The organism is Sphingomonas sp. MMS24-J45 (assembly GCF_044881195.1).
GTDB lineage: Bacteria > Pseudomonadota > Alphaproteobacteria > Sphingomonadales > Sphingomonadaceae > Sphingomonas.
Window position 1 is genome coordinate 61,014 of record NZ_CP173255.1, and the last position, 17,773, is coordinate 78,786.

Here is a 17,773-nt window from a genome sequence, read left to right on the forward strand (position 1 = left end):
TGGCGGAAACTATTGGTTGCCGACTGTGCGCTAGCAATGCGCAGTCGGCCGCCGCATGAAGGGCGCGATCCAACTATACAGGGAAATCGTCATGCGCGCTCTCATTGTCCTCGCTCTTCTTGCTGCAGCACCCGTCGCCTCCGCCCAGGGACTTCCCGGCCAGGCAGTTCCCGCGCGCGTGCCCGCGGGCACCTATGCTGTCGATACCGGCCACACCCAGGTCGATTTCACCGTCAATCATTTCGGCTTCAGCCAGTTCACCGGGCAAGCCGGCGGCGCGACCGGCACACTGACGATCGATCCCGCCAAGCCGAACAATGCGAAGCTCGACATCACCATCCCGACCAGCGGCATCGTCACCACCGTCGCAGCGCTCGACAAGCATCTCGCCACGGCGGATTTCTTTGATTCGGCCACCTATCCGACGATCCACTTCGTTTCGACCAAGGTTGTCGTCACCGGCACCAAGGCGAAGATCACCGGCAATCTGACGTTGCACGGCGTTACCAAGCCGGTCACGCTCGATACCGTGCTGGTCGGCGCTGGCACCAATCCGATGATGAAGAAGCTGAACTTCGGCTTCGAGGCGACAACGACGATCAAGCGCAGCGCGTTCGGCATGGACAAGTACGTGCCGCTCGTCTCGGATGACGTGAAGCTGCACATCAACGCGGCGTTTTCCGCGCAGTAAGGCAATTACCTCAAAGCCGAATGAACTGCGAGATCAGGCCGCGGTTTCGACCGCGATCAGGTCGAGAAACGCGTCGCGCACCTCGGGCGAGGTGCGCGACAGCGCGCGACGGATCTTTTCGTCGAAGGCGTCGGCCTTGTCCCAGCGCGTCCGCCGCGCCATCGTCCAGCCGCCGAATTCGCGCTGTTCGATTGTCACGTCGTGCAACACGCGGATCGCTTCGTGGCGGGTATCCTCGACGATCCGCTCGAAGGTCGCCGCGACGCTATCCTCGGGTCCCTCAAACACTTGCAGGAAGCGTCGGCCGTCGGACCACAGCAGGCCGGTAATGCCCTCCAGCGCGTTGTTATGCCGCGATCGTTCGACGATCCCGTCGATATCGGTATCGCGCTCCGGCACGGCGCTGCGACTGACATAGAGAATTTGACGCATCATTTGATCCTGTTCGCCACTTGTTCCCGTCCTTAGCGCAGGTGGCCAGGCAACCGATATGACTTCGATCAACCCCGGGAAATCCCCGGTCTGGACAATCGCGCTCGCCCTCGTCATTACCCCATGCGATGTTCGCACGCGCCGCCCTGCTTCGACTTATCCGCCCCTAGAGGCGTGATGTCCGGCGTGCGCTTCTAGGGGTTCATCCCGCCGCTTCCCGATCCCCGCAGGCCCCCTGGCCCGCGCCAGAAGCTGAAAGACGCACTACCGATGTTGCGAGACCCTTCGACCAAATACCGCCCGTTCCCGACCATCGACCTGCCCGACCGGCGCTGGCCGTCGCAGACGATCACCACCGCGCCGCGCTGGCTCTCGACCGATCTGCGCGACGGCAATCAGGCACTGATCGATCCGATGGACGCGGAGAAAAAGACCCGCATGTTCGACCTGATCGTCAAGGTAGGGATCAAGGAAATCGAAGTCGGCTTCCCGGCGGCGGGCGCGACCGAGTTCGATTTCATCTCCGGCCTCGTCCAATCCGGCCGCATCCCGGACGACACGATCATCCAGGTCCTCACCCAGTCACGCCGCGATCTGATCGAAACCAGTTTCCGGTCGCTGCGTGGCGCGCGCGCCGCGATCGTCCACCTCTACAATGCGGTGAGCCCGGCATGGCGCAAGATCGTGTTCGGCATGACCCGCGCGCAAGTGAAGCAGATCGCGATCGACGGCGCGATGATCCTGCGCGACCAGGCCGCCGCCCAGCCCGATACCGACTGGTTTTTCGAATACTCGCCCGAAACCTTCTCCACCGCCGAACTCGATTTCTCGCTTGAGGTCTGCGAGGCGGTGATGGACGTGCTGCGCCCGACGCCTGATCACAAACTGATCCTCAACCTCCCCGCCACGGTCGAATGCGCGACGCCCAACGTCTATGCCGATCAGATCGAATGGTTCGGCCGCAACATCCGCAATCGCGACACCGTCGCGCTCAGCCTGCACCCGCATAACGACCGCGGCACCGGCGTCGCGGCAGCCGAGCTCGGGTTAATGGCGGGCGCAGACCGCGTCGAGGGTTGCCTGCTCGGCAATGGCGAGCGCACCGGCAATTGCGATCTCGTGACGGTCGCGCTCAACATGTACACGCAAGGGCTCGACCCGAAGCTCGATTTCTCGGACATCGACGCGGTGGTCAACACCGTCAATTACTGCACGCAACTCCCCGTTCACCCGCGCACGCCCTATGCCGGCGATCTCGTCTTTACCGCGTTCTCGGGCAGCCATCAGGACGCGATCAAGAAGGGCTTTGCCGCGCAGGAAGCCAAGAACGATCCGCTGTGGGAAGTGCCCTATCTGCCGATCGACCCGGCCGATCTCGGGCGCAGCTACGAAGCGGTGATCCGCGTCAATTCGCAAAGCGGCAAGGGTGGCGTCGCCTGGGTGATCGAGCAGGATAAGGGCCTCAAACTGCCCAAGCGCCTGCAAGCCGATTTCAGCCGCCACGTCCAGCGTATGGCCGACGAAACCAGCCGCGAACTCAACGCCGCCGATATCTGGAGCCTGTTCGAGGAGACCTATCTCGCGCGCGCCGACGACCGATTCCGCCTGCTCGATTACAATGAGAGCGGCAGCGTCGGCGACCGCCTCTTCGTCGGCCATGTCGCAGTCGATGGCGAGGAGCGCTCGATCTCCGGCCGCGGCAACGGCCTGATCTCGGGCGTCATCGCGGCGCTCGGCGACACCACCGGCCCGCAACTCGATGTGGTCGATTACAGCGAACACGCGATCGGCCACGGCGCCGACGCCCAAGCCGCCGCCTATGTCGAATGCCGCGCCAGCGACGGACGGACGGTGTTCGGTGTCGGCATCGACGCGGATATCGCGACGGCCAGCGTGCGGGCAGTACTGAGTGCGGCGAACAGGGTGAGCGGGGCAGCTTAGGCCCGAGCGGTGTCGGCTACCCGCCAGTTGCCGACACCGCCAACAGCGACGCGCCCCGGACCCGCAGATGCTCCCAGCGGTTAGAGCACCGCCTCAACATATTGCGATAATAGCGGATCGTGCTGAAACCGATCGGCGTGGCTGTCCAGATACCCGAGTTGCGACCCAGGGTCCTTGTACGTCGAATGCCGCACGTCGCCGAAGCCCGCCGCCCGAACCGCCTTCAGCATTTCTGCTCGCGAATAGAGATAACGATGCCCGTGCCCATAAAAAGTGTCGTTGATCAGATCGCACGGAACCGTGCCATCGATCAAACCTGCACTCAGCCAATCGAGGTCAGGCGTGGCAATCCGCAGGACTCCACCTGGCTTCAGCACTCGCGCGCATTCGCGCAGCATAATGGCTGCATCTCCCTTGGAGATGTGCTCGATAAATTCCTCGGTGAAAACGTAATCGATCGATGAATCCGCAAAGGGCAGTCGTTTCGCCAAATTCATGTAAGTGTCGGCGCGTGGATCGAGATCGGCGGTCAGCGCGCCTTCGATCGTATTGCTTCCGCCGCCCAAATTGAGCAGCTTCACGCCCGACTGATGCGTCCAGCGATCGCGATACCCCCGCGAGACAACAGGTCCCACGACGGGCCAGAGAGCGGGAAGCTTCGTCCCAGTGAATCTGGCCAGCGCGTGGATAGTTCCATAGCGCCGGCGATAAAACGCCAATTTAGGAAGCAGACCCTTTGGGGGAGGCGCGGTAAACGTGAATGTCGGCATGGGCGCGACAAATAAATGCCGCGTATACTCTTGTCACCACAAATTATGGCGTTGCCAGCGCTCGATAGCGCGCGCACTGCTTTGCTGGCAATCAGCCTCAGCGTCGCAAGAACAGGGCGGGCCTCATTGGTGACAGCCGGAACTCTGCTGTGATTCTGCCACATATTTGTCCCGCAAAATCAGCATTTTTCCGGCGGCAGCTTACTGTCGTCGGCGTAGCTTTTGTGACTATGAGCCCTTACCCCCGCCCCCGCACCACCTCGCACCCCACCGCCGCATCCGGATAGATATCCGGCTTGCTCGTCCGCACCGTAACCTGCTCGACCCGCGCATCGCGCAAGCACAGATCCGCGATCGCCTCGCAGAGTGTCTCCTGCAGGTGGAAATGTCGCTCGGCGACCAACGCACGGATTCCGCTGCGCACGAAATCGTAATCGAGCACCGCGTCGATCCGGTCCTCGGCCGGAGCCTCCGGATACGCCACGTCCATCCGCACCGATACGATCACGCGCTGCGGGGCGGCTAGTTCCTCGGGGTGGATGCCGAGGCCCATCACGACCTCCAACCCCTCCAGAATCGTGCTGAAACGGACGCTCATGCCTTTGCCCTCATCCGGTCTTCGAACATCACGTCGCGGGCCTTTGGCAGAAAGCGCTGGCCGCAATCGACGAACAGGTTTTGCCCCTGCACCCCCCGCGCCTCCAGCAGGAAGGCCACCGCACGGGCGATGTCCTCCGTATCGACGGGGCGACGCAGCAGGTTCCGTGATGCGGCCGCAGCGAACTCCGCCTCGGTCTGATCCGCGCTCGGCAGCGACAGCCCCGGCGATACCGCATTGACGCGAATGCGGGGCCCCAGGCCCTGAGCCAGCATCGTGGTTGCGCCGCCAAGCGCAAATTTGGCGCAGCTATAGGAAAAGAAGTCAGGGTTGGGATTGGCAAGCTTCTGGTCCAGGATATTGACCACCGCGCCCTCCGCCAGATCGTCCTGCGCCGCCAGCGCAGACGCCAGCAGCACGGGGGCGGAGAGGTTGACGGCATAATGCCGCTCCAGCGACGCGGAGGTCAGCCCAGGCGGCGTATCGTACTCGAACAACGACGCGCTGTTGACCACCGCCATCAGCGGCGCGCCAAACTCGGCCCGCGCCGCCGCAACCAGGGTCATCGGCACTTCCGCATCCGCCAGATCACCCGCCAGCACGGTCGATACCGGCAGTTCCGCCGACAGCGCCTCGGCATCGTCGGCGGAATGGAGGTGGTGGATCGCCACCCGCCACCCCTCACCCGCCAAATGGCGCGCAATCACCGCTCCCAATCGCCGCGCCGCGCCCGTCACCAATACCGTGCGCATCGGAGCCTCAGCAGCCCATCAGCGCGAGGATTTCCTTGCGGCTGCGCTCGTCGTCGCGGAACACGCCCATCATCCGGCTGGTCACCATCGATACACCGGGGGTGCGCACGCCGCGCGCGGTCATGCAGGCATGGCTCGCCTCGATCACCACGGCCACGCCGTGCGGGCGCAGATGCTCCCAGATGCAATTGGCCACCTCGGCGGTCAGGCGCTCCTGAACCTGCAGTCGCCGCGCATAGGTGTGCAGCACGCGTGCCAATTTGGAGATTCCGACGACCCAATTGCTCGGCAGATAGGCGATATGCGCCTTGCCGATGATCGGCGCCATGTGATGTTCGCAATGCGACTGAAACGGAATGTCCTTCAGCAGCACGATCTCGTCATAGCCGCCGACCTCCTCGAAAATGCGCGACAGATGCACCGCCGGGTCGTCGGAATAGCCCGAGCAATATTCCTTCCACGCGCGCGCGACTCGCTGCGGCGTGTCGAGCAGCCCTTCGCGTGCGGGATCATCGCCCGCCCAGCGGATCAGCGTGCGGACCGCATCCGCGACCTCTTCAGGCACCGGAATCTTCGCCGGGGGCGCTACTAGGTCGCCGTTGCCGAGCCCGTCAGAGCTGTCGTCCATCTTCTTTCCTTCTCGGGTGAATCGCCGCTGACGTTACGGCAAGCGGGTTTTGCCGTACTGCAACATGCAATTGGTCTTGATTCAAAACTGTCTCATTTGCGCAACGACCGCGCAAGCCCGCAGATTGCCTAAGATTATGTCATTGACGCGTGATTTAGCGACACGCTATTTCCAGCTACCGATCTTTCGAAAAACCGGAACCTAGCCTTTAGACTAGGGCCGGTAAGCACAGGGGATGCCACCATGAAGAAATTCGAACTGCTTGCAGCGTCTGCAGTCGTGTTGCTTGCTGCCACGCCAGGCTATGCGCAGACGACCCCGGCGGCGACAACCCCGGCGCCGCAGACCGCCCCGGCCGACGCCGGCGACAATACCGAAAGCGACATCATCGTCACTGCTACGAAGCGCGAACAGACGCTTCTGGATACGCCGGTCGCCGTGTCGGTGACCAGCGGCGCGACGATCGAACAGGCCCAGATCCGCGATCTCAAGGACCTGCAGACCGTCGTCCCGTCGCTCCGCGTCAATCAGTTGCAGAGCTCGGCCAACACCAACTTCATCATCCGCGGCTTCGGCAACGGTGCGAACAACGCCGGTATCGAACCCTCGGTCGGCGTGTTCATCGACGGCGTGTACCGCTCGCGCTCGGCCGCACAAATCGCCGATCTTCCCAACCTGAAGCGCGTCGAAGTGCTGCGCGGCCCGCAATCGACGCTGTTCGGCAAGAACGCGTCGGCCGGCATCATCAGCATCGTGACGGCCGAACCCGCTTTCAAATTCGGCGGCGCGGCTGAGGCGACCTACGGCAATTACAATGCCGTCGTGCTGAAGGCGAACGTCACCGGCCCGATCAGCGACACGCTCGCGTTCAGCTTCGGCGGCAATTACAACCGCCGCGACGGCTATGCCTATGACGCGCAGTTGAACAAGAAGGTCAACGATCGCGACCGTTGGGGCCTGCGCGGGCAGTTGCTGTTCCAGCCGAATTCCGACTTCAAGATCCGTATCATCGGCGATTATGACAAGATCGATGAGAATTGCTGCATCGCCGGCAACATCATCAACGGCCCGACCGGCGCCATCATCAATGGCCTGATCGCCCCTGCCGGCACCGACAAGATCAACCCGGCGAACCTGTTCTCTTACCGCGTCTTCAACAATTTCGCGTCGAGCAACAAGATCGAGAATTACGGCGGGTCGATCCAGGCCGACTATAATCTCGGCAAGGTCGGCCTGACCTCCATCACCGCATACCGCAAGGTGAAGGCGCTGACCGACCAGGATTCGGATTTCACCGGTGCCGATCTCATCGGGCGCAACTCGCAGGATCTGAAGATCGACACGTTCACGCAGGAACTGCGTTTGGCGACCGATTTCGAAGGGCCGATCAACTTCCTGCTCGGCGGCTTCTATTTCAATGAGAAGATCAACCAGGGCAACCAGCTCCTGTTCGGCCGCGATTTCCGCGCTTACGGCAACGCGCTGATCCAGGGTGCAACCGGCGGCGCGCTCAGCGTGACGACACTGGAAAACACCTTCGGCGCGCTTGAGGGCAATCCGCTCAAATATCAGAACGCCTTCTTCCGCGCGGGCGATGGTATGCGGGAACAATATCGCCTTACCGACGAAAGCTTCTCCATCTTCGGTAACGCTGATTTCAAGCCCTTCGAGCGGCTCACCCTGACCGCCGGCTTCAACTACACCGACGATCGCAAGCGCTTCTCGACCAACAACATCAGCAGCGACGTTTTCTCTGGCATCAACTTCGATGCGCCGCAATATGCGCCGTTCCGTAACCAGCTGCTCTACCAGGGCGGCCTCGCACAACTGATCGGCACGCAATTGGGGCTGGGCCGCTCGGCGACGGCAGCAGAGATCGGTGCTTTTGCCGGCGCCAATCCGGCGGCGTTCAATGCGATCAACGCCGGTGCGCAGGCCAATGCGACCGCCAACCAGAACAATCCCGCGGCCAACCCGCTGGCTGGCCTGCGGCCGCTGCAGTTCGTGCCGCCGTTCCAGAACGTGCCGAATGCGGTCGAGCCGGGCCGGACCAGCGACGGGAACTTCTCCTACACGCTGCGCGCTGCGTACAAGTTCGATAATCACCTGAACGTCTACGTGACCTATGCGACCGGCTTCAAGGCGAGCTCGGTCAACCTGTCGCGGGACTCGCGTCCGACCGCAGCCGATGCCGCGGCCCTGCGCACGGCGGGCCTGGCGGTCGTCAACCTGTCGTCGGGTTCGCGCTTTGCGGGCCCTGAAAAATCGCGCGTGATCGAAGGCGGCATCAAGGGGCAGTATCGCAACTTCGCGTTCAACGCGGCGGTCTTCCAGCAGGAGATCACCGGGTTCCAGAGCAACGTGTTCTCGGGCACCGGCTTCATCCTGGCGAACGCGCCGAAGCAATCGACCTTCGGTGTCGAATTCGACACGAGCATCACGCCGTTCAAGGCGCTGACGCTGACGGGTGCGGTCACCTACCTCGATCCGAAGTATGACTCCTTCCCCACCGGCGGTGCGATCGCTGCCCCGAACTTCACCGTGGTCCCCGCCAATCTGAGCGGCACGCGCCCGGCCGGCATCCCAGAATTCGCGGTGTCGATCGGTGGCACGTACACGCAACCGGTCACGGACTCGGTCAAGCTGCTGCTGCGCGGCGACTTCAACTATCAGTCGCCGGTGCAGATCGCGGAAAGCACCACCCCGATCATCCAGGCGCTGAAGCGTGAGGTGAAGGAACTAAACCTCGCCGCCACGTTGCAGTTCGAGAACGGCCTGGAAGTGTCGGTGTGGGGCCGCAACGTCACCAACAACCAATATATCACGACGATCTTCTCGTCGGTGGCGCAGTCGGGCAGCGTGTCTGGTTATCCGAACCAGCCCGTCACCTATGGCGGCACCGTCCGCTTCAAATTCTGATCCAGCCGCGATCGGACAGCAGGCGGCCCGCCATCTTTACCCAAGAAGGGCGGGCCGTTTGATTTTCAGCCCGATTTGCACGCTCCCACGGCATTGTAGGGCGTGACAAGGGCAAAAAGGCAGCGCACAAGGCGGCAGCGCTGACGAAGGCGTGGAACCGATGTCGGTTGCAACGGCACGACAGGAAGGACAAAAAATGGCGAAGACCCCAACCGCAAAGAGTGACGCTCCCAAGACCGGCGGCATCTTTGCACCGATCACCCCCTCGGCCGAACTCGGCGCGATCGTCGGCACCGACAAGCTGCCGCGTAGCGAAGTGATCAGCAAGGTGTGGGCCTATATCAAGGAGCACAACCTGCAGAACCCCGAGAACAAGCGTGAGATCGTGGCCGACGAAAAGCTGAAGAAGATCTTCGGCAAGGACAAGGTCACGATGTTCGAAATGAACAAGCATCTGGCCGGCCACATGAAGGCCTGATCCTCCCCGGATCCTTCGAGACAGCCGAGCGCCGGCGTCCTGACCAGGACGCCGGCGTTTCGCGTTTCGCTTGCCGGGGAAAATGGTGCCCCCGAGTGGATTCGAACCACCGGCCTGCGGTTTAGGAAACCGTCGCTCTATCCGACTGAGCTACGGGGGCAGCGGATGCGTTGGTAAAGTGCCGGTCCGAGGCGGTCAATCGGCGCGATACGGAAGCTCTTTGCGCCTGAGCTGCGTCGGGTTAGCATCGCCCATGACCGCGAAAGACCAAACCGAAATCGCGCTGCGCATCATTGTCGAACAGCCCGTGCCCGGCGTGCGCCATAGCTTGCAGGGCAAGGACGATACGCCGATCGATCCCAAGACTTCGGCCGACGGCGAGGCGCTGGCCTTCGATCTTAAAATTCGCATCGCGCCGGGCCCGAGATTCTTCGGCGACCAGATCCGCCGCGAAGGCCCGCAGCGCCGCTTCATCTACATCCGCATCGGCCAATCTGCCGGGGACTGCATGTCGCCGTGGAGCCGGCGCATGAAGATCGACGTGCACGATCTGCCCGCCGACCTGCTCGCCCGCGCAATGCGCGGAGAAGGGACGCTGGAAATCACGGTCAACGGGACCGGGAAAGACGGCACGCCCGCCTGCGCGACCGTTTCGCGCACCGCCGCCACCGTGCGGTAAGGCAATCGCTCAGTTCACCGCGTCGGGCGGAACAATCGGCAGCGGCAGCGCGGCGACGGGAACGCCATCGTCGACCAGTGCTTTTGCCTCGGCAAGCGTGGTCTGCCCGTGGATCGGCGTGGCCGGCACCTCACCGTCGTGCATCGCCCGTGCGGTTTCGGCAAAGGCGCGACCTACCCACTGCGAGTTCTTCAGCGCCTCGGCCTGTGCGTTCGCCAGCGCGTTCAACGCTGCCTTGAGCGCGTCGGCCGTTGGCGGTGCATCCGCGGCGGTCGGCGCGGGCACCACCACAGTGCGAGTGTTGCTCTTCGCCGGAATGTTGGGTGCCATCACCGCCTTGGCGATATCGCTATCGCCGCACATCGGGCACGCCAGCAGCCCGCGTGCGCGCTGATCCTCATAGGCAGCGCTCGAGGCGAACCACGCCTCGAACACATGATGCTGCGGGCAGCGTAGATCGAAGACGATCATGCCAGCGTCACTTGCGGAATCGCGCGGCGATGCGCGATCACCGGCACGCGGGCGCGGACGTCGGCAATGCGCGCCGGGTCGATCTCAGCATAGCCGATCCCCGCCGCCTCGCCCATGTCGAGCACGATCTCGCCCCATGGATCGACCACCAGCGAATGGCCATAGGTCGCGCGGCCATCCTCATGCTCGCCGGTCTGCGCGGCGGCGATGACATAGGCCCCTGCCTCGATTGCACGCGCCCGCATGAGCACGTGCCAATGCGCCGCCCCGGTCGGTCGGGTGAAGGCCGCCGGGATCGCCAACACGGTCGCGCCAGCATTGCTCAGCGCGCGGTACAAATCGGCAAAGCGCAGGTCGTAGCAGATCGAAAGCCCCAGCATCCCGACCGGCGTCTGTACGACGACAGCGCCCTCGCCCGGCGCATAAGCGGCAGATTCGCGCCAGCTCTCCCCCGTCGGCAAATCCACATCGAACAGATGCAGCTTGTCATAGCGCGCACGGATCGCACCGGTATCGTCGATCACGAACGCCCGGTTGGCGAGCTTACCCCCCGCCCCCCGCACCGCAAGCGATCCGATGTGGACCCAGACGCGATGCTCCGCCGCCGCAGCGCGTACCGCCGCCAGCACGACATCGTCCGCCTCGCTGCGCAGCACCGCAGACGCCCGCGCCCGATCGCGATCGAGCAGTCCGGACATCTCAGGCGTGAACACCATCGCGGCTCCAGCCGCCGCAGCTTCAGCGACTGCGTTCACCAGAACGCGCGCATTGCCATCGGGATCGATCCCGCTCGTCGTCTGAACGAGCGCGATCTTCATGCCGCGAGCAGCGCGTCCAGCTTGCCCGCACGATCGAGCGCCGCCAGATCATCCGATCCGCCGACATGCTTCCCGTTGATGAAGATTTGCGGCACCGTGCTCGCCCCGCCCGAGCGTTCGAGCATCTCGGCGCGCTTCGGCCCGCCCATCGTGATGTCGAATTCCTCAGGGGTTGTGCCCTTGGCGGCGAGCAGCTTCAGCGCGCGCGAGCAATAGGGGCAAAAGGCTTTAGTGTAGATTTCGATCTTGGCCATGCCTGAGAAATGTGGGCTGACCGGGCGATTGTCAATTGTCGGCCATATCCTGCTCGCCAAGCACGCGCGTCCAGCACAAGACGGTCACGCGCGCGGCCCCGGCGCGCAGCAGCACCCGGACGCAGCCATCGGTGGTGGCACCGCTGGTATAGACATCGTCGATCAGCACGACCGACTTGCCCTTCAGCCGCCCATCTGGATCGGCCACGCGAAATACCCCCGCCACGGCGCGCGCGCGGGCCTTCGCCCCCATGCCGCGCAACGGCGGAGTCGCCTTGATCCGGCGCAACAGCAGCGGATCGTTCGGCACGCCGATCGCGTGGGTCAGCGCGGCGGCGATCAGCGCCGATTGATTGAAACCCCGCGACCAGATCCGCCAGCGATGCAGCGGCACCGGCACCAGCAGATCCGCACCCTCCGGCATCAGCCGCGCCATCTGCCGCCCGACCGTCTCGGCAAAGGCAGTACGCCCGCCATATTTCAGCCGCAGCGCGACCGTGCGCGCAACATCACCATACGCCACCGCTGCCCGGATGCCAGAATGGCGCGGCGGATCGGCGAGGCACTGCCCACACCGCGCGTCCGATCCGCGATCATAATCGAACGGCAGGTTGCATCCCGCGCACCACGGCGGCCCCAAAAACCGCAACGAACCCCAGCATTGCGCACAGAAGCGGTGGTCCTCCCCCGTGACCGCGCCACACCCCGGGCAGCGCGGCGGCAGCGCGAAATCGGCAATATAGCGCAAAGGGGCGAGCCACGGCGACACATCCCCTTGTCGCGTGGCAACCGGGGCGGCACAAGCCATGCGATGTCGTCCCCCCTCCCCTCCGATGTCCCGGAAATCTTCGATCGTGCCGTGCGCCGCCTGCGCCGCGACCGGGCCGCGCCGACCTTTGTCGAATTCGATTTCCTGCGCGCAACGATGCTCGACGGGATTGCCGATCGCTTGGCCAGCGTGACGCATCGCTTCACCGACATGCTCGATCTCGGCTGCTTCGACGGCGCGTTGCCGGTGCCCGAAGGCGCCACCGTAACGCGCTGTGACGCGGGCGCGCTATTCGCCGCACAAGCGGGCGGGGTACAGGCCGATGAGGACCGCCTGCCGCTCGCCCCCGGCAGCTTCGATCTGGTGATCTCGGCCGGCGTGCTCGACAGCGTGGATGATCTGCCCGGCGCGCTCACGCTGATCCGCCGCGCCTTGCGGCCCGACGGACTGTTCCTGGCGGCTTTCTGTGGCGCGGGCACGCTATCGACTCTGCGTGCGGTGCTGCGTGAAGCCGAGCGCGACCGGCCCGCCGCTCGGATTCACCCGCAAATCGACGTGCGCTCGGCCGGCGATCTGTTGATGCGCGCAGGGTTTGCGCTGCCGGTGGCTGACGTCGAGACCCTGACGGTGCGCTACGGCTCAATCGGCGGCATCCTGCGCGATCTGCGCGGCATGGGCGCAACCAACGTCCTGCGCAGCCGCACGCCGCTGCGCCGCGACACGCTGGCCCGCGCGGCCGATTTGTTCGCGGCGCGCGCCGACCCGGACGGCAAAACGCCGGAGCGCTTCGACCTGATCTATCTCACCGGCTGGTCCCCGGCCCCGTCGCAGCCCAAACCGGCGCGACGGGGCAGCGGTACGGCGTCGCTGGAGGGGGCGCTCCGCCGTCCGCCTGGGGTTGGGGCAGGCTTAGATGCGAGCGGCGGCAATGATCTTGCCGCCCTTGCCCTGCTGCACCAAGATGGCGCTGCGATAGGCACCGTCGCTCGGCGCGGGCACGCTGAATGACACGGGCGCGCCGTTCCAGCTGCCCAGCGCGACCAGCGACCGGACGACATTGCGGTGATCGAGCGTACGCCCGCCATTCTCGCCAGCGCGGATCGGCACGGTCAGCGTGCGGGGGTCGTATTGCACGGCCCAGACGGTGGCGTTGCCGCTGCCCTTGCCCACGGTGACCTTGCCGTTCATCGCGGCGATCGTCGGTCCACCCAGCCCACGGGCATTCTCCTTGATCGCGCGCGCGAGATTCTGCGGGTTAGAACCGACCACGGTGCCACCACCGTTGATGATGACCTGCGGCGTCGCCACCTGCCCGCGCCCGGCGGCATTCGCATAATCCCACTGCCGCGCGGTGTAGGCGGGCTTGGCAAACGTATCCTTCCAGCCAAGCTGGTCCCAATAGGTCACCGCGAAATTGAGTGCGAGCACGTCCGGCCGTGCGGCAAGCGCGTTGACGTTGGCATTGGCGGGCGGGCAATCCGAACAGCCCTGGCTTTCGAACAGTTCGACCACCGTAGGATGTGCAGCATCCGCCCCTGTGGATACAACTGGAACGGCGGGGGCAGCCGCCGCGACGGCTGCGCCGACCTGCGATCCCATCGGGTTGAGACCAGCGATAGTAAAGGCACCGCCCACCGCGATGGCGGCACCGGCTAACATCAGCGAAAGCGAGGATGCACGGGTCATGATATCAGTCTCCGGAAGGGGGGCGTCACGCCGCGATCGGCGCGGCATGTCCCTCATTCGCGGCAGGGGCTCCGGGCGTTACACCAGCGGCAGCGCCATGCGCCACGCTACGGAAACGGCTCGGATCAGCACCGTAAGCCGACGCAAAGGCTCGGCTGAAATGGCTGCGACTGGCAAAACCGATGCTGGCTGCGATCACCTTCACCGGCAAGCGCGTCGAGCGCAGTAATTCGGCCGCGTGGTGCAGCCGCGTCTTGGCGACGAACGCCATCGGGCTCATCGACAGCGTGCTTGAGAATTCACGCGCAAAGGCCGATCGGCTCATGCCCGCGATGCTCGCCAGACTGGCAACGCTGTGCTGCGCGGCTGGCTTGTCGAGCACCGCCGTGATCGCCTTGCCCAGCCGCGGATCGCGCAAGGTGCCGAGCACACCGGAACCATGCCCGGCGCGCGCAAAATGGCGGCGCAGCACGATGATCAGACACGCCTTCATCAGCGCTCCCGTCAAGGCGCGCGTGCCGAGCGCGCCACCGCCGAGCTCCTCGATCATCATGCGATACCCGCTCTGGACGATCGCCAGATCGGACAGGTCCTCGACGATCGGGCGCGTCACCGCATCGAGCAGCCCGAACGACCCGGAAATGTTGGCAAATATCAGCCCGCACACGACGCGCACGTCGCCCGCTCCACCCTCGGCGGCATCGAACAGCATCAACCCGTCGCGCGTCATCCGGCAATTGTCGGCCGCGCGCACGTCACCCGCCGGGTGCGGATCGGCGGCGATCACCTGGCTGACGCCCGGCGGGACGATGACGACGCTGCCCGGCGGGCAAAGCATCACCGGCTGCCCCGGTACGGTCAGATACATCGTGCCCGACAATACATAATGCACCTCGATCGCCTTGCTCGCCCCGCCGATCAGGCGAAGACCTTTGCGCACCTCGCACACGGCGAAGGCTTCGACGGCGACATCCATCGTCGCCAGCAAGTGATCGAGCAAAGGTTCGGGCACGGCACACTCCACGCAGAGAATGTGCGCTATACGCCGGGAGTCGTCCGTTCGTTACGGCAGCGGCGCGACTGGCGGAGCAGCAGACGATTGCCGCACGATATGGCACCGCATCAGCACGGCGCTCACCCGATCATGCCGTCGCCCGCGCCCTTCGCCAGCATCCGTCCGATCGCGTCAAACAGCGAATCCATCGCGACCGGCTTGAACAGCACTTCGTCCGCCCCGGCGGCCATGCAGCGATCCCGCAAATCGACTGCGGTATCGGCGGTCAGGATGATCACCGGCAAATGGGCCTTGGCGTCACCGCGCGCGCGGATATGGTGCAGTGCCTCGAAGCCGTCCATCCCCGGCATTCGCAGGTCCAGCAGCACCATTTCAAAATGCTTCTGATCGATCAGTTGCAGGCCGAGTTCGGCGCTTTCGGCCCCCGTCATCGTCGCACCCGCGACATCGAGCATATCCTTCACGACGCGGCGATTCATCGGGTCGTCTTCGATGAACAGGATGTTCATCGCCCGCGCCCTGTGCGGCGTTGGAATGCGAAGATCAGTATCATTTCGGGCTTCTCTATCACGTCACGCCGCCCGCGTCACAAGTCGGTTGGACATCGATTCAGCGCATTTCACCGCATCGAACAACAGCGGCGCAAGAGCAGCACCGGCAATCGGCTTTGCAATGACGACATCGACGCCCGCCCGGGCAAACCGGTCACGGTCGGCAGCATCTGGTGCGGGCCAGAGCAACGCGGTCACCGGACCAAGCTCGGCGATACCGGTCAGCGCGGCGTCGATGTCCTCCGCCGCCTTGATCGTGGCATCGTCGATCAACACCCGCTCGACCCGACATTCCGCAATTTGTGCGACGGCCTCATCGGCGCTCGACGCGAACAACACCGTCCCGGCCCGCGCCTCGAGGACAGCGCGCAGCATCGCGCGGGAGATCGGATTGCGATCGAGGATCAACAATGCGCCGGGGCCGTCCGCTTCTTCGGTCGCTTCGCTCTGGGCTGGCGCCGCGACCAGTAACGGAATCTCGAGCATAAAGGTGGTCCCCACCCCCGGCGTGCTGGCGACCTTGACATCGCCCTCCATAGCCTGCGCCAAATTGCGGCAAATCGCCAGGCCCAGCCCAGTGCCGCCAAACTTGCGCGTCGTACCGGCATCGACCTGCCGGAAGGATTCGAAAATGATGTCGAGCTTGTCGGCTGGAATGCCGAGCCCGGTATCGCTCACCGACAGGGACAGTGTCCGATCGTCGGCAAAGACACGCACGGTCACGCCGCCCGCATCGGTGAATTTCAGCGCGTTGGACAGCAGATTGAACGCAATCTGACGGATTCGCGCGGGATCACCCTCGATCATCGTGGGCGCGGCTTCCAGATCAAGCGTGAAGTCCAGCCCCTTCCCACGCGCCTGCTCCTCCCACAGCCGGCAGACGTCGCGGAGCGTAGCGGGCAGATCGAACGCCACGCGCTCGATCGTCAGGTTGCCCGTCTCCATCTTCGCGACATCGAGAATATCGTCGACCAGCGCCTTCATGGTCAGCCCGGCACCATGCACCACGCCGATCCGATCGCGGAGCGAAGCGGTCAGCCTCACATCGGCCAGCATCACCTGAGTCATGCCGAGAATGCCGTTCAGCGGCGTACGGATTTCATGGCTGGTGGTCGCAAGGAACTCGGTCTTCGCTGCCAGCGCCTTGCCAAGCGCCGCGTTGGTGCGACCGAGGTCGACGTTGGCGGCGCGCACTTCATTGCGGCTGCGCCGGATCGTGATCAACCCGAACGCGAGCAGTGCCACAATGATCAGCGTGGCAACCGCAAGGACCGCGAAAATCTGCTGCTGCGTACGCGCGCGTTGTTTCGCGTCATCGATGTTTCGTTGCAGTTCCGCCCGCTTCAGCTTTTCGATCTTCAGTTCCTGGTTCGCAAAATCGAATCGCGCCGCCGCCAGCGCGGTGTTGGCAGAGGCGGCAAGCGTGGACGTCTTGTCATCGAACTTTTTCAGCGCTTCCAGATGCAGCAGCGCTTGGCCCTGATCGCCAACCTGTTTGAAAATGTCATAGGCAGTCTTGTGCCCCTCGCGCAGGTCGAGCGTCGAACTCTCCGTGCCGACCATACCAAACGCCCGCCGGATCAAACGCTCTGCCTCTTCCAAATGGCCATGCAATCGCGCCGACCAAGCGGAAAGGACGAGGAAATGACCGCGCGATGCGGTGGCGTCCTCGCCACGGGCACCTTTCAATTGCAGACCCATCGCAATGGTTCGATCGGCGTCGTCGATCTGCCCAGCCATCAACTGACCACGCGCGATGTTTCGCAGCGTCTGGCCCTCAAGGTTGGGGCTATTGAGCGCGCGCGCGACACGCAGAGCTTCGCGGAACTCAACTTGGGCCGCGGAAAACTTTTGCAACTCCTGCAGACAAATACCGCGGTTTGTATAGATGGAAAAAAGAAGCTGCTGGTCCGCGCTATAGACGTCTAGCGCCTGCTTGAAGTATTTTAGTGCGTTGTCAAAATCGCCCGCCTCTTGGTAAAGCACCCCGATAAGAACGATCGATATCGCCTGACTACGGGTCTGACCGATTGACCGGAACACATCATGTGCCTGCTGATATGCAGCCAACGCACCAGCCACATCAGCTTGCGCCGTCATTAATCCACCACGCGAGAGTAAGAGATCGCCGTTCAATTTGGTGAGCGGACCTCCCTTCGACATCATTTTGATGGCGCTGTCGATCAACGGTTCCGCAGCAGTGGCATTATTGAGACGTACATTAGCTTCCCCCTGCAGCCATTGAGCCGTCGCTATCGCGATTACACGCGGCCGCCCCTGCAGATTAGCTGCCACCCGCTCCGCTGCGCGCGCCTGGACAA

19 protein-coding genes and 1 tRNA gene are annotated in these 17,773 nt (G+C 63.9%); 6 read left to right on the top strand and 14 right to left on the bottom strand.

Going from position 1 to position 17,773, the window contains the following annotated elements; genetic code table 11:
- Nucleotides 1–91: 91 nt before the first annotated feature.
- Nucleotides 92–691, top strand: a complete 600-nt coding sequence (locus AB5I39_RS00320; protein WP_404369826.1) for a YceI family protein — start codon at nt 92–94, stop codon at nt 689–691.
- A gap of 33 nt (nt 692–724) precedes the next feature.
- Here AB5I39_RS00320 and AB5I39_RS00325 read toward each other — a convergent pair whose 3' ends face one another.
- On the bottom strand, nt 725–1,123 hold the full coding sequence (locus AB5I39_RS00325) for a BLUF domain-containing protein (RefSeq protein ID WP_404369828.1): 399 nt from the start codon (nt 1,121–1,123) through the stop codon (nt 725–727).
- 270 nt (nt 1,124–1,393) lie between these two features.
- On the opposite strand from AB5I39_RS00325, the gene leuA reads away from it, so the two are divergent.
- Nucleotides 1,394–3,064 (top strand): 2-isopropylmalate synthase, encoded by a 1,671-nt coding sequence (gene leuA / locus AB5I39_RS00330; protein WP_404369830.1) that lies wholly within the window; start codon nt 1,394–1,396, stop codon nt 3,062–3,064.
- An 80-nt stretch (nt 3,065–3,144) separates the two neighbouring features.
- Here leuA and AB5I39_RS00335 read toward each other — a convergent pair whose 3' ends face one another.
- From AB5I39_RS00335 to folE, 4 genes are all read right to left on the bottom strand, one after another.
- Nucleotides 3,145–3,783, bottom strand: coding sequence for a class I SAM-dependent methyltransferase (locus tag AB5I39_RS00335; protein ID WP_404369832.1), 639 nt, complete (start codon nt 3,781–3,783; stop codon nt 3,145–3,147).
- A 289-nt stretch (nt 3,784–4,072) separates the two neighbouring features.
- Nucleotides 4,073–4,432 (bottom strand): dihydroneopterin aldolase, encoded by a 360-nt coding sequence (locus AB5I39_RS00340; RefSeq protein ID WP_404369833.1) that lies wholly within the window; start codon nt 4,430–4,432, stop codon nt 4,073–4,075.
- Nucleotides 4,429–5,184: an SDR family oxidoreductase gene (locus AB5I39_RS00345; protein ID WP_404369835.1), complete on the bottom strand. Its 756-nt coding sequence runs from the start codon at nt 5,182–5,184 to the stop codon at nt 4,429–4,431. The genes AB5I39_RS00340 and AB5I39_RS00345 overlap by 4 nt, the downstream gene beginning before the upstream one ends.
- A gap of 7 nt (nt 5,185–5,191) precedes the next feature.
- The gene (gene folE / locus AB5I39_RS00350; protein ID WP_404369837.1) at nt 5,192–5,812 is read right to left on the bottom strand and encodes a GTP cyclohydrolase I FolE; all 621 of its coding nucleotides are present in this window, start codon (nt 5,810–5,812) and stop codon (nt 5,192–5,194) included.
- Nucleotides 5,813–6,055: 243 nt separating this feature from the next.
- Between folE and AB5I39_RS00355 the strand changes: the two genes are divergently transcribed.
- The gene (locus AB5I39_RS00355; protein WP_404369839.1) at nt 6,056–8,731 is read left to right on the top strand and encodes a TonB-dependent receptor; all 2,676 of its coding nucleotides are present in this window, start codon (nt 6,056–6,058) and stop codon (nt 8,729–8,731) included.
- Between the two features lie 196 nt (nt 8,732–8,927).
- Nucleotides 8,928–9,209 (top strand): SWIB/MDM2 domain-containing protein, encoded by a 282-nt coding sequence (locus tag AB5I39_RS00360; protein WP_404369840.1) that lies wholly within the window; start codon nt 8,928–8,930, stop codon nt 9,207–9,209.
- Between the two features lie 83 nt (nt 9,210–9,292).
- Here the strand turns inward: AB5I39_RS00360 and AB5I39_RS00365 are convergent.
- A tRNA-Arg gene (locus tag AB5I39_RS00365) sits at nt 9,293–9,369 on the bottom strand.
- Nucleotides 9,370–9,462: 93 nt separating this feature from the next.
- Here AB5I39_RS00365 and AB5I39_RS00370 point away from each other — a divergent pair.
- Entirely contained in the window at nt 9,463–9,888 is a 426-nt protein-coding gene (locus tag AB5I39_RS00370; RefSeq protein ID WP_404369842.1) for a DUF5990 family protein, read from the top strand.
- 9 nt (nt 9,889–9,897) lie between these two features.
- On the opposite strand, the gene AB5I39_RS00375 is transcribed toward AB5I39_RS00370, so the two are convergent.
- Genes AB5I39_RS00375 through AB5I39_RS00390 form a run of 4 tightly spaced genes read right to left on the bottom strand, consistent with a single transcriptional unit; the run spans nt 9,898 to nt 12,239 of the window.
- Nucleotides 9,898–10,359, bottom strand: coding sequence for a DUF1178 family protein (locus AB5I39_RS00375; RefSeq protein WP_404369843.1), 462 nt, complete (start codon nt 10,357–10,359; stop codon nt 9,898–9,900).
- Nucleotides 10,356–11,177 (bottom strand): carbon-nitrogen hydrolase family protein, encoded by an 822-nt coding sequence (locus AB5I39_RS00380; protein ID WP_404369845.1) that lies wholly within the window; start codon nt 11,175–11,177, stop codon nt 10,356–10,358. The genes AB5I39_RS00375 and AB5I39_RS00380 overlap by 4 nt, the downstream gene beginning before the upstream one ends.
- Complete coding sequence (gene grxC, locus AB5I39_RS00385) at nt 11,174–11,431, bottom strand: glutaredoxin 3 (protein ID WP_404369847.1); 258 nt, start codon at nt 11,429–11,431, stop codon at nt 11,174–11,176. The genes AB5I39_RS00380 and grxC overlap by 4 nt, the downstream gene beginning before the upstream one ends.
- 31 nt (nt 11,432–11,462) lie before the next feature.
- Nucleotides 11,463–12,239 (bottom strand): double zinc ribbon domain-containing protein, encoded by a 777-nt coding sequence (locus AB5I39_RS00390; protein WP_404369849.1) that lies wholly within the window; start codon nt 12,237–12,239, stop codon nt 11,463–11,465.
- A 3-nt stretch (nt 12,240–12,242) separates the two neighbouring features.
- On the opposite strand from AB5I39_RS00390, the gene AB5I39_RS00395 reads away from it, so the two are divergent.
- Nucleotides 12,243–13,208, top strand: a complete 966-nt coding sequence (locus tag AB5I39_RS00395) for a class I SAM-dependent methyltransferase (RefSeq protein ID WP_404369851.1) — start codon at nt 12,243–12,245, stop codon at nt 13,206–13,208.
- Here AB5I39_RS00395 and AB5I39_RS00400 read toward each other — a convergent pair.
- From AB5I39_RS00400 to AB5I39_RS00415, 4 genes are all read right to left on the bottom strand, one after another.
- Complete coding sequence (locus tag AB5I39_RS00400) at nt 13,110–13,886, bottom strand: DUF1223 domain-containing protein (RefSeq protein ID WP_404369853.1); 777 nt, start codon at nt 13,884–13,886, stop codon at nt 13,110–13,112. The two genes, AB5I39_RS00395 and AB5I39_RS00400, sit on opposite strands and share 99 nt — an antisense overlap.
- Nucleotides 13,887–13,911: 25 nt before the next feature.
- The gene (locus tag AB5I39_RS00405) at nt 13,912–14,898 is read right to left on the bottom strand and encodes an AraC family transcriptional regulator (RefSeq protein WP_404369854.1); all 987 of its coding nucleotides are present in this window, start codon (nt 14,896–14,898) and stop codon (nt 13,912–13,914) included.
- A 122-nt stretch (nt 14,899–15,020) separates the two neighbouring features.
- The gene (locus tag AB5I39_RS00410; protein ID WP_404369855.1) at nt 15,021–15,410 is read right to left on the bottom strand and encodes a response regulator; all 390 of its coding nucleotides are present in this window, start codon (nt 15,408–15,410) and stop codon (nt 15,021–15,023) included.
- Between the two features lie 63 nt (nt 15,411–15,473).
- The gene (locus AB5I39_RS00415) at nt 15,474–17,639 is read right to left on the bottom strand and encodes an ATP-binding protein (protein WP_404369857.1); all 2,166 of its coding nucleotides are present in this window, start codon (nt 17,637–17,639) and stop codon (nt 15,474–15,476) included.
- Between the last annotated feature and the right edge of the window lie 134 nt (nt 17,640–17,773).

Bases quoted from the DNA above. Each gene is read 5' to 3' on its own strand.
- AB5I39_RS00320 (WP_404369826.1), top strand. From the start codon at position 92: ATGCGCGCTCTCATTGTCCTCGCTCTTCTTGCTGCAGCACCCGTCGCC.
- AB5I39_RS00325 (WP_404369828.1), bottom strand. From the start codon at position 1,123: ATGCGTCAAATTCTCTATGTCAGTCGCAGCGCCGTGCCGGAGCGCGAT.
- leuA (WP_404369830.1), top strand. From the start codon at position 1,394: ATGTTGCGAGACCCTTCGACCAAATACCGCCCGTTCCCGACCATCGAC.
- AB5I39_RS00340 (WP_404369833.1), bottom strand. From the start codon at position 4,432: ATGAGCGTCCGTTTCAGCACGATTCTGGAGGGGTTGGAGGTCGTGATG.
- AB5I39_RS00345 (WP_404369835.1), bottom strand. From the start codon at position 5,184: ATGCGCACGGTATTGGTGACGGGCGCGGCGCGGCGATTGGGAGCGGTG.
- folE (WP_404369837.1), bottom strand. From the start codon at position 5,812: ATGGACGACAGCTCTGACGGGCTCGGCAACGGCGACCTAGTAGCGCCC.
- AB5I39_RS00355 (WP_404369839.1), top strand. From the start codon at position 6,056: ATGAAGAAATTCGAACTGCTTGCAGCGTCTGCAGTCGTGTTGCTTGCT.
- AB5I39_RS00360 (WP_404369840.1), top strand. From the start codon at position 8,928: ATGGCGAAGACCCCAACCGCAAAGAGTGACGCTCCCAAGACCGGCGGC.
- AB5I39_RS00370 (WP_404369842.1), top strand. From the start codon at position 9,463: ATGACCGCGAAAGACCAAACCGAAATCGCGCTGCGCATCATTGTCGAA.
- AB5I39_RS00375 (WP_404369843.1), bottom strand. From the start codon at position 10,359: ATGATCGTCTTCGATCTACGCTGCCCGCAGCATCATGTGTTCGAGGCG.
- AB5I39_RS00380 (WP_404369845.1), bottom strand. From the start codon at position 11,177: ATGAAGATCGCGCTCGTTCAGACGACGAGCGGGATCGATCCCGATGGC.
- grxC (WP_404369847.1), bottom strand. From the start codon at position 11,431: ATGGCCAAGATCGAAATCTACACTAAAGCCTTTTGCCCCTATTGCTCG.
- AB5I39_RS00390 (WP_404369849.1), bottom strand. From the start codon at position 12,239: ATGGCTTGTGCCGCCCCGGTTGCCACGCGACAAGGGGATGTGTCGCCG.
- AB5I39_RS00395 (WP_404369851.1), top strand. From the start codon at position 12,243: ATGTCGTCCCCCCTCCCCTCCGATGTCCCGGAAATCTTCGATCGTGCC.
- AB5I39_RS00400 (WP_404369853.1), bottom strand. From the start codon at position 13,886: ATGACCCGTGCATCCTCGCTTTCGCTGATGTTAGCCGGTGCCGCCATC.
- AB5I39_RS00410 (WP_404369855.1), bottom strand. From the start codon at position 15,410: ATGAACATCCTGTTCATCGAAGACGACCCGATGAATCGCCGCGTCGTG.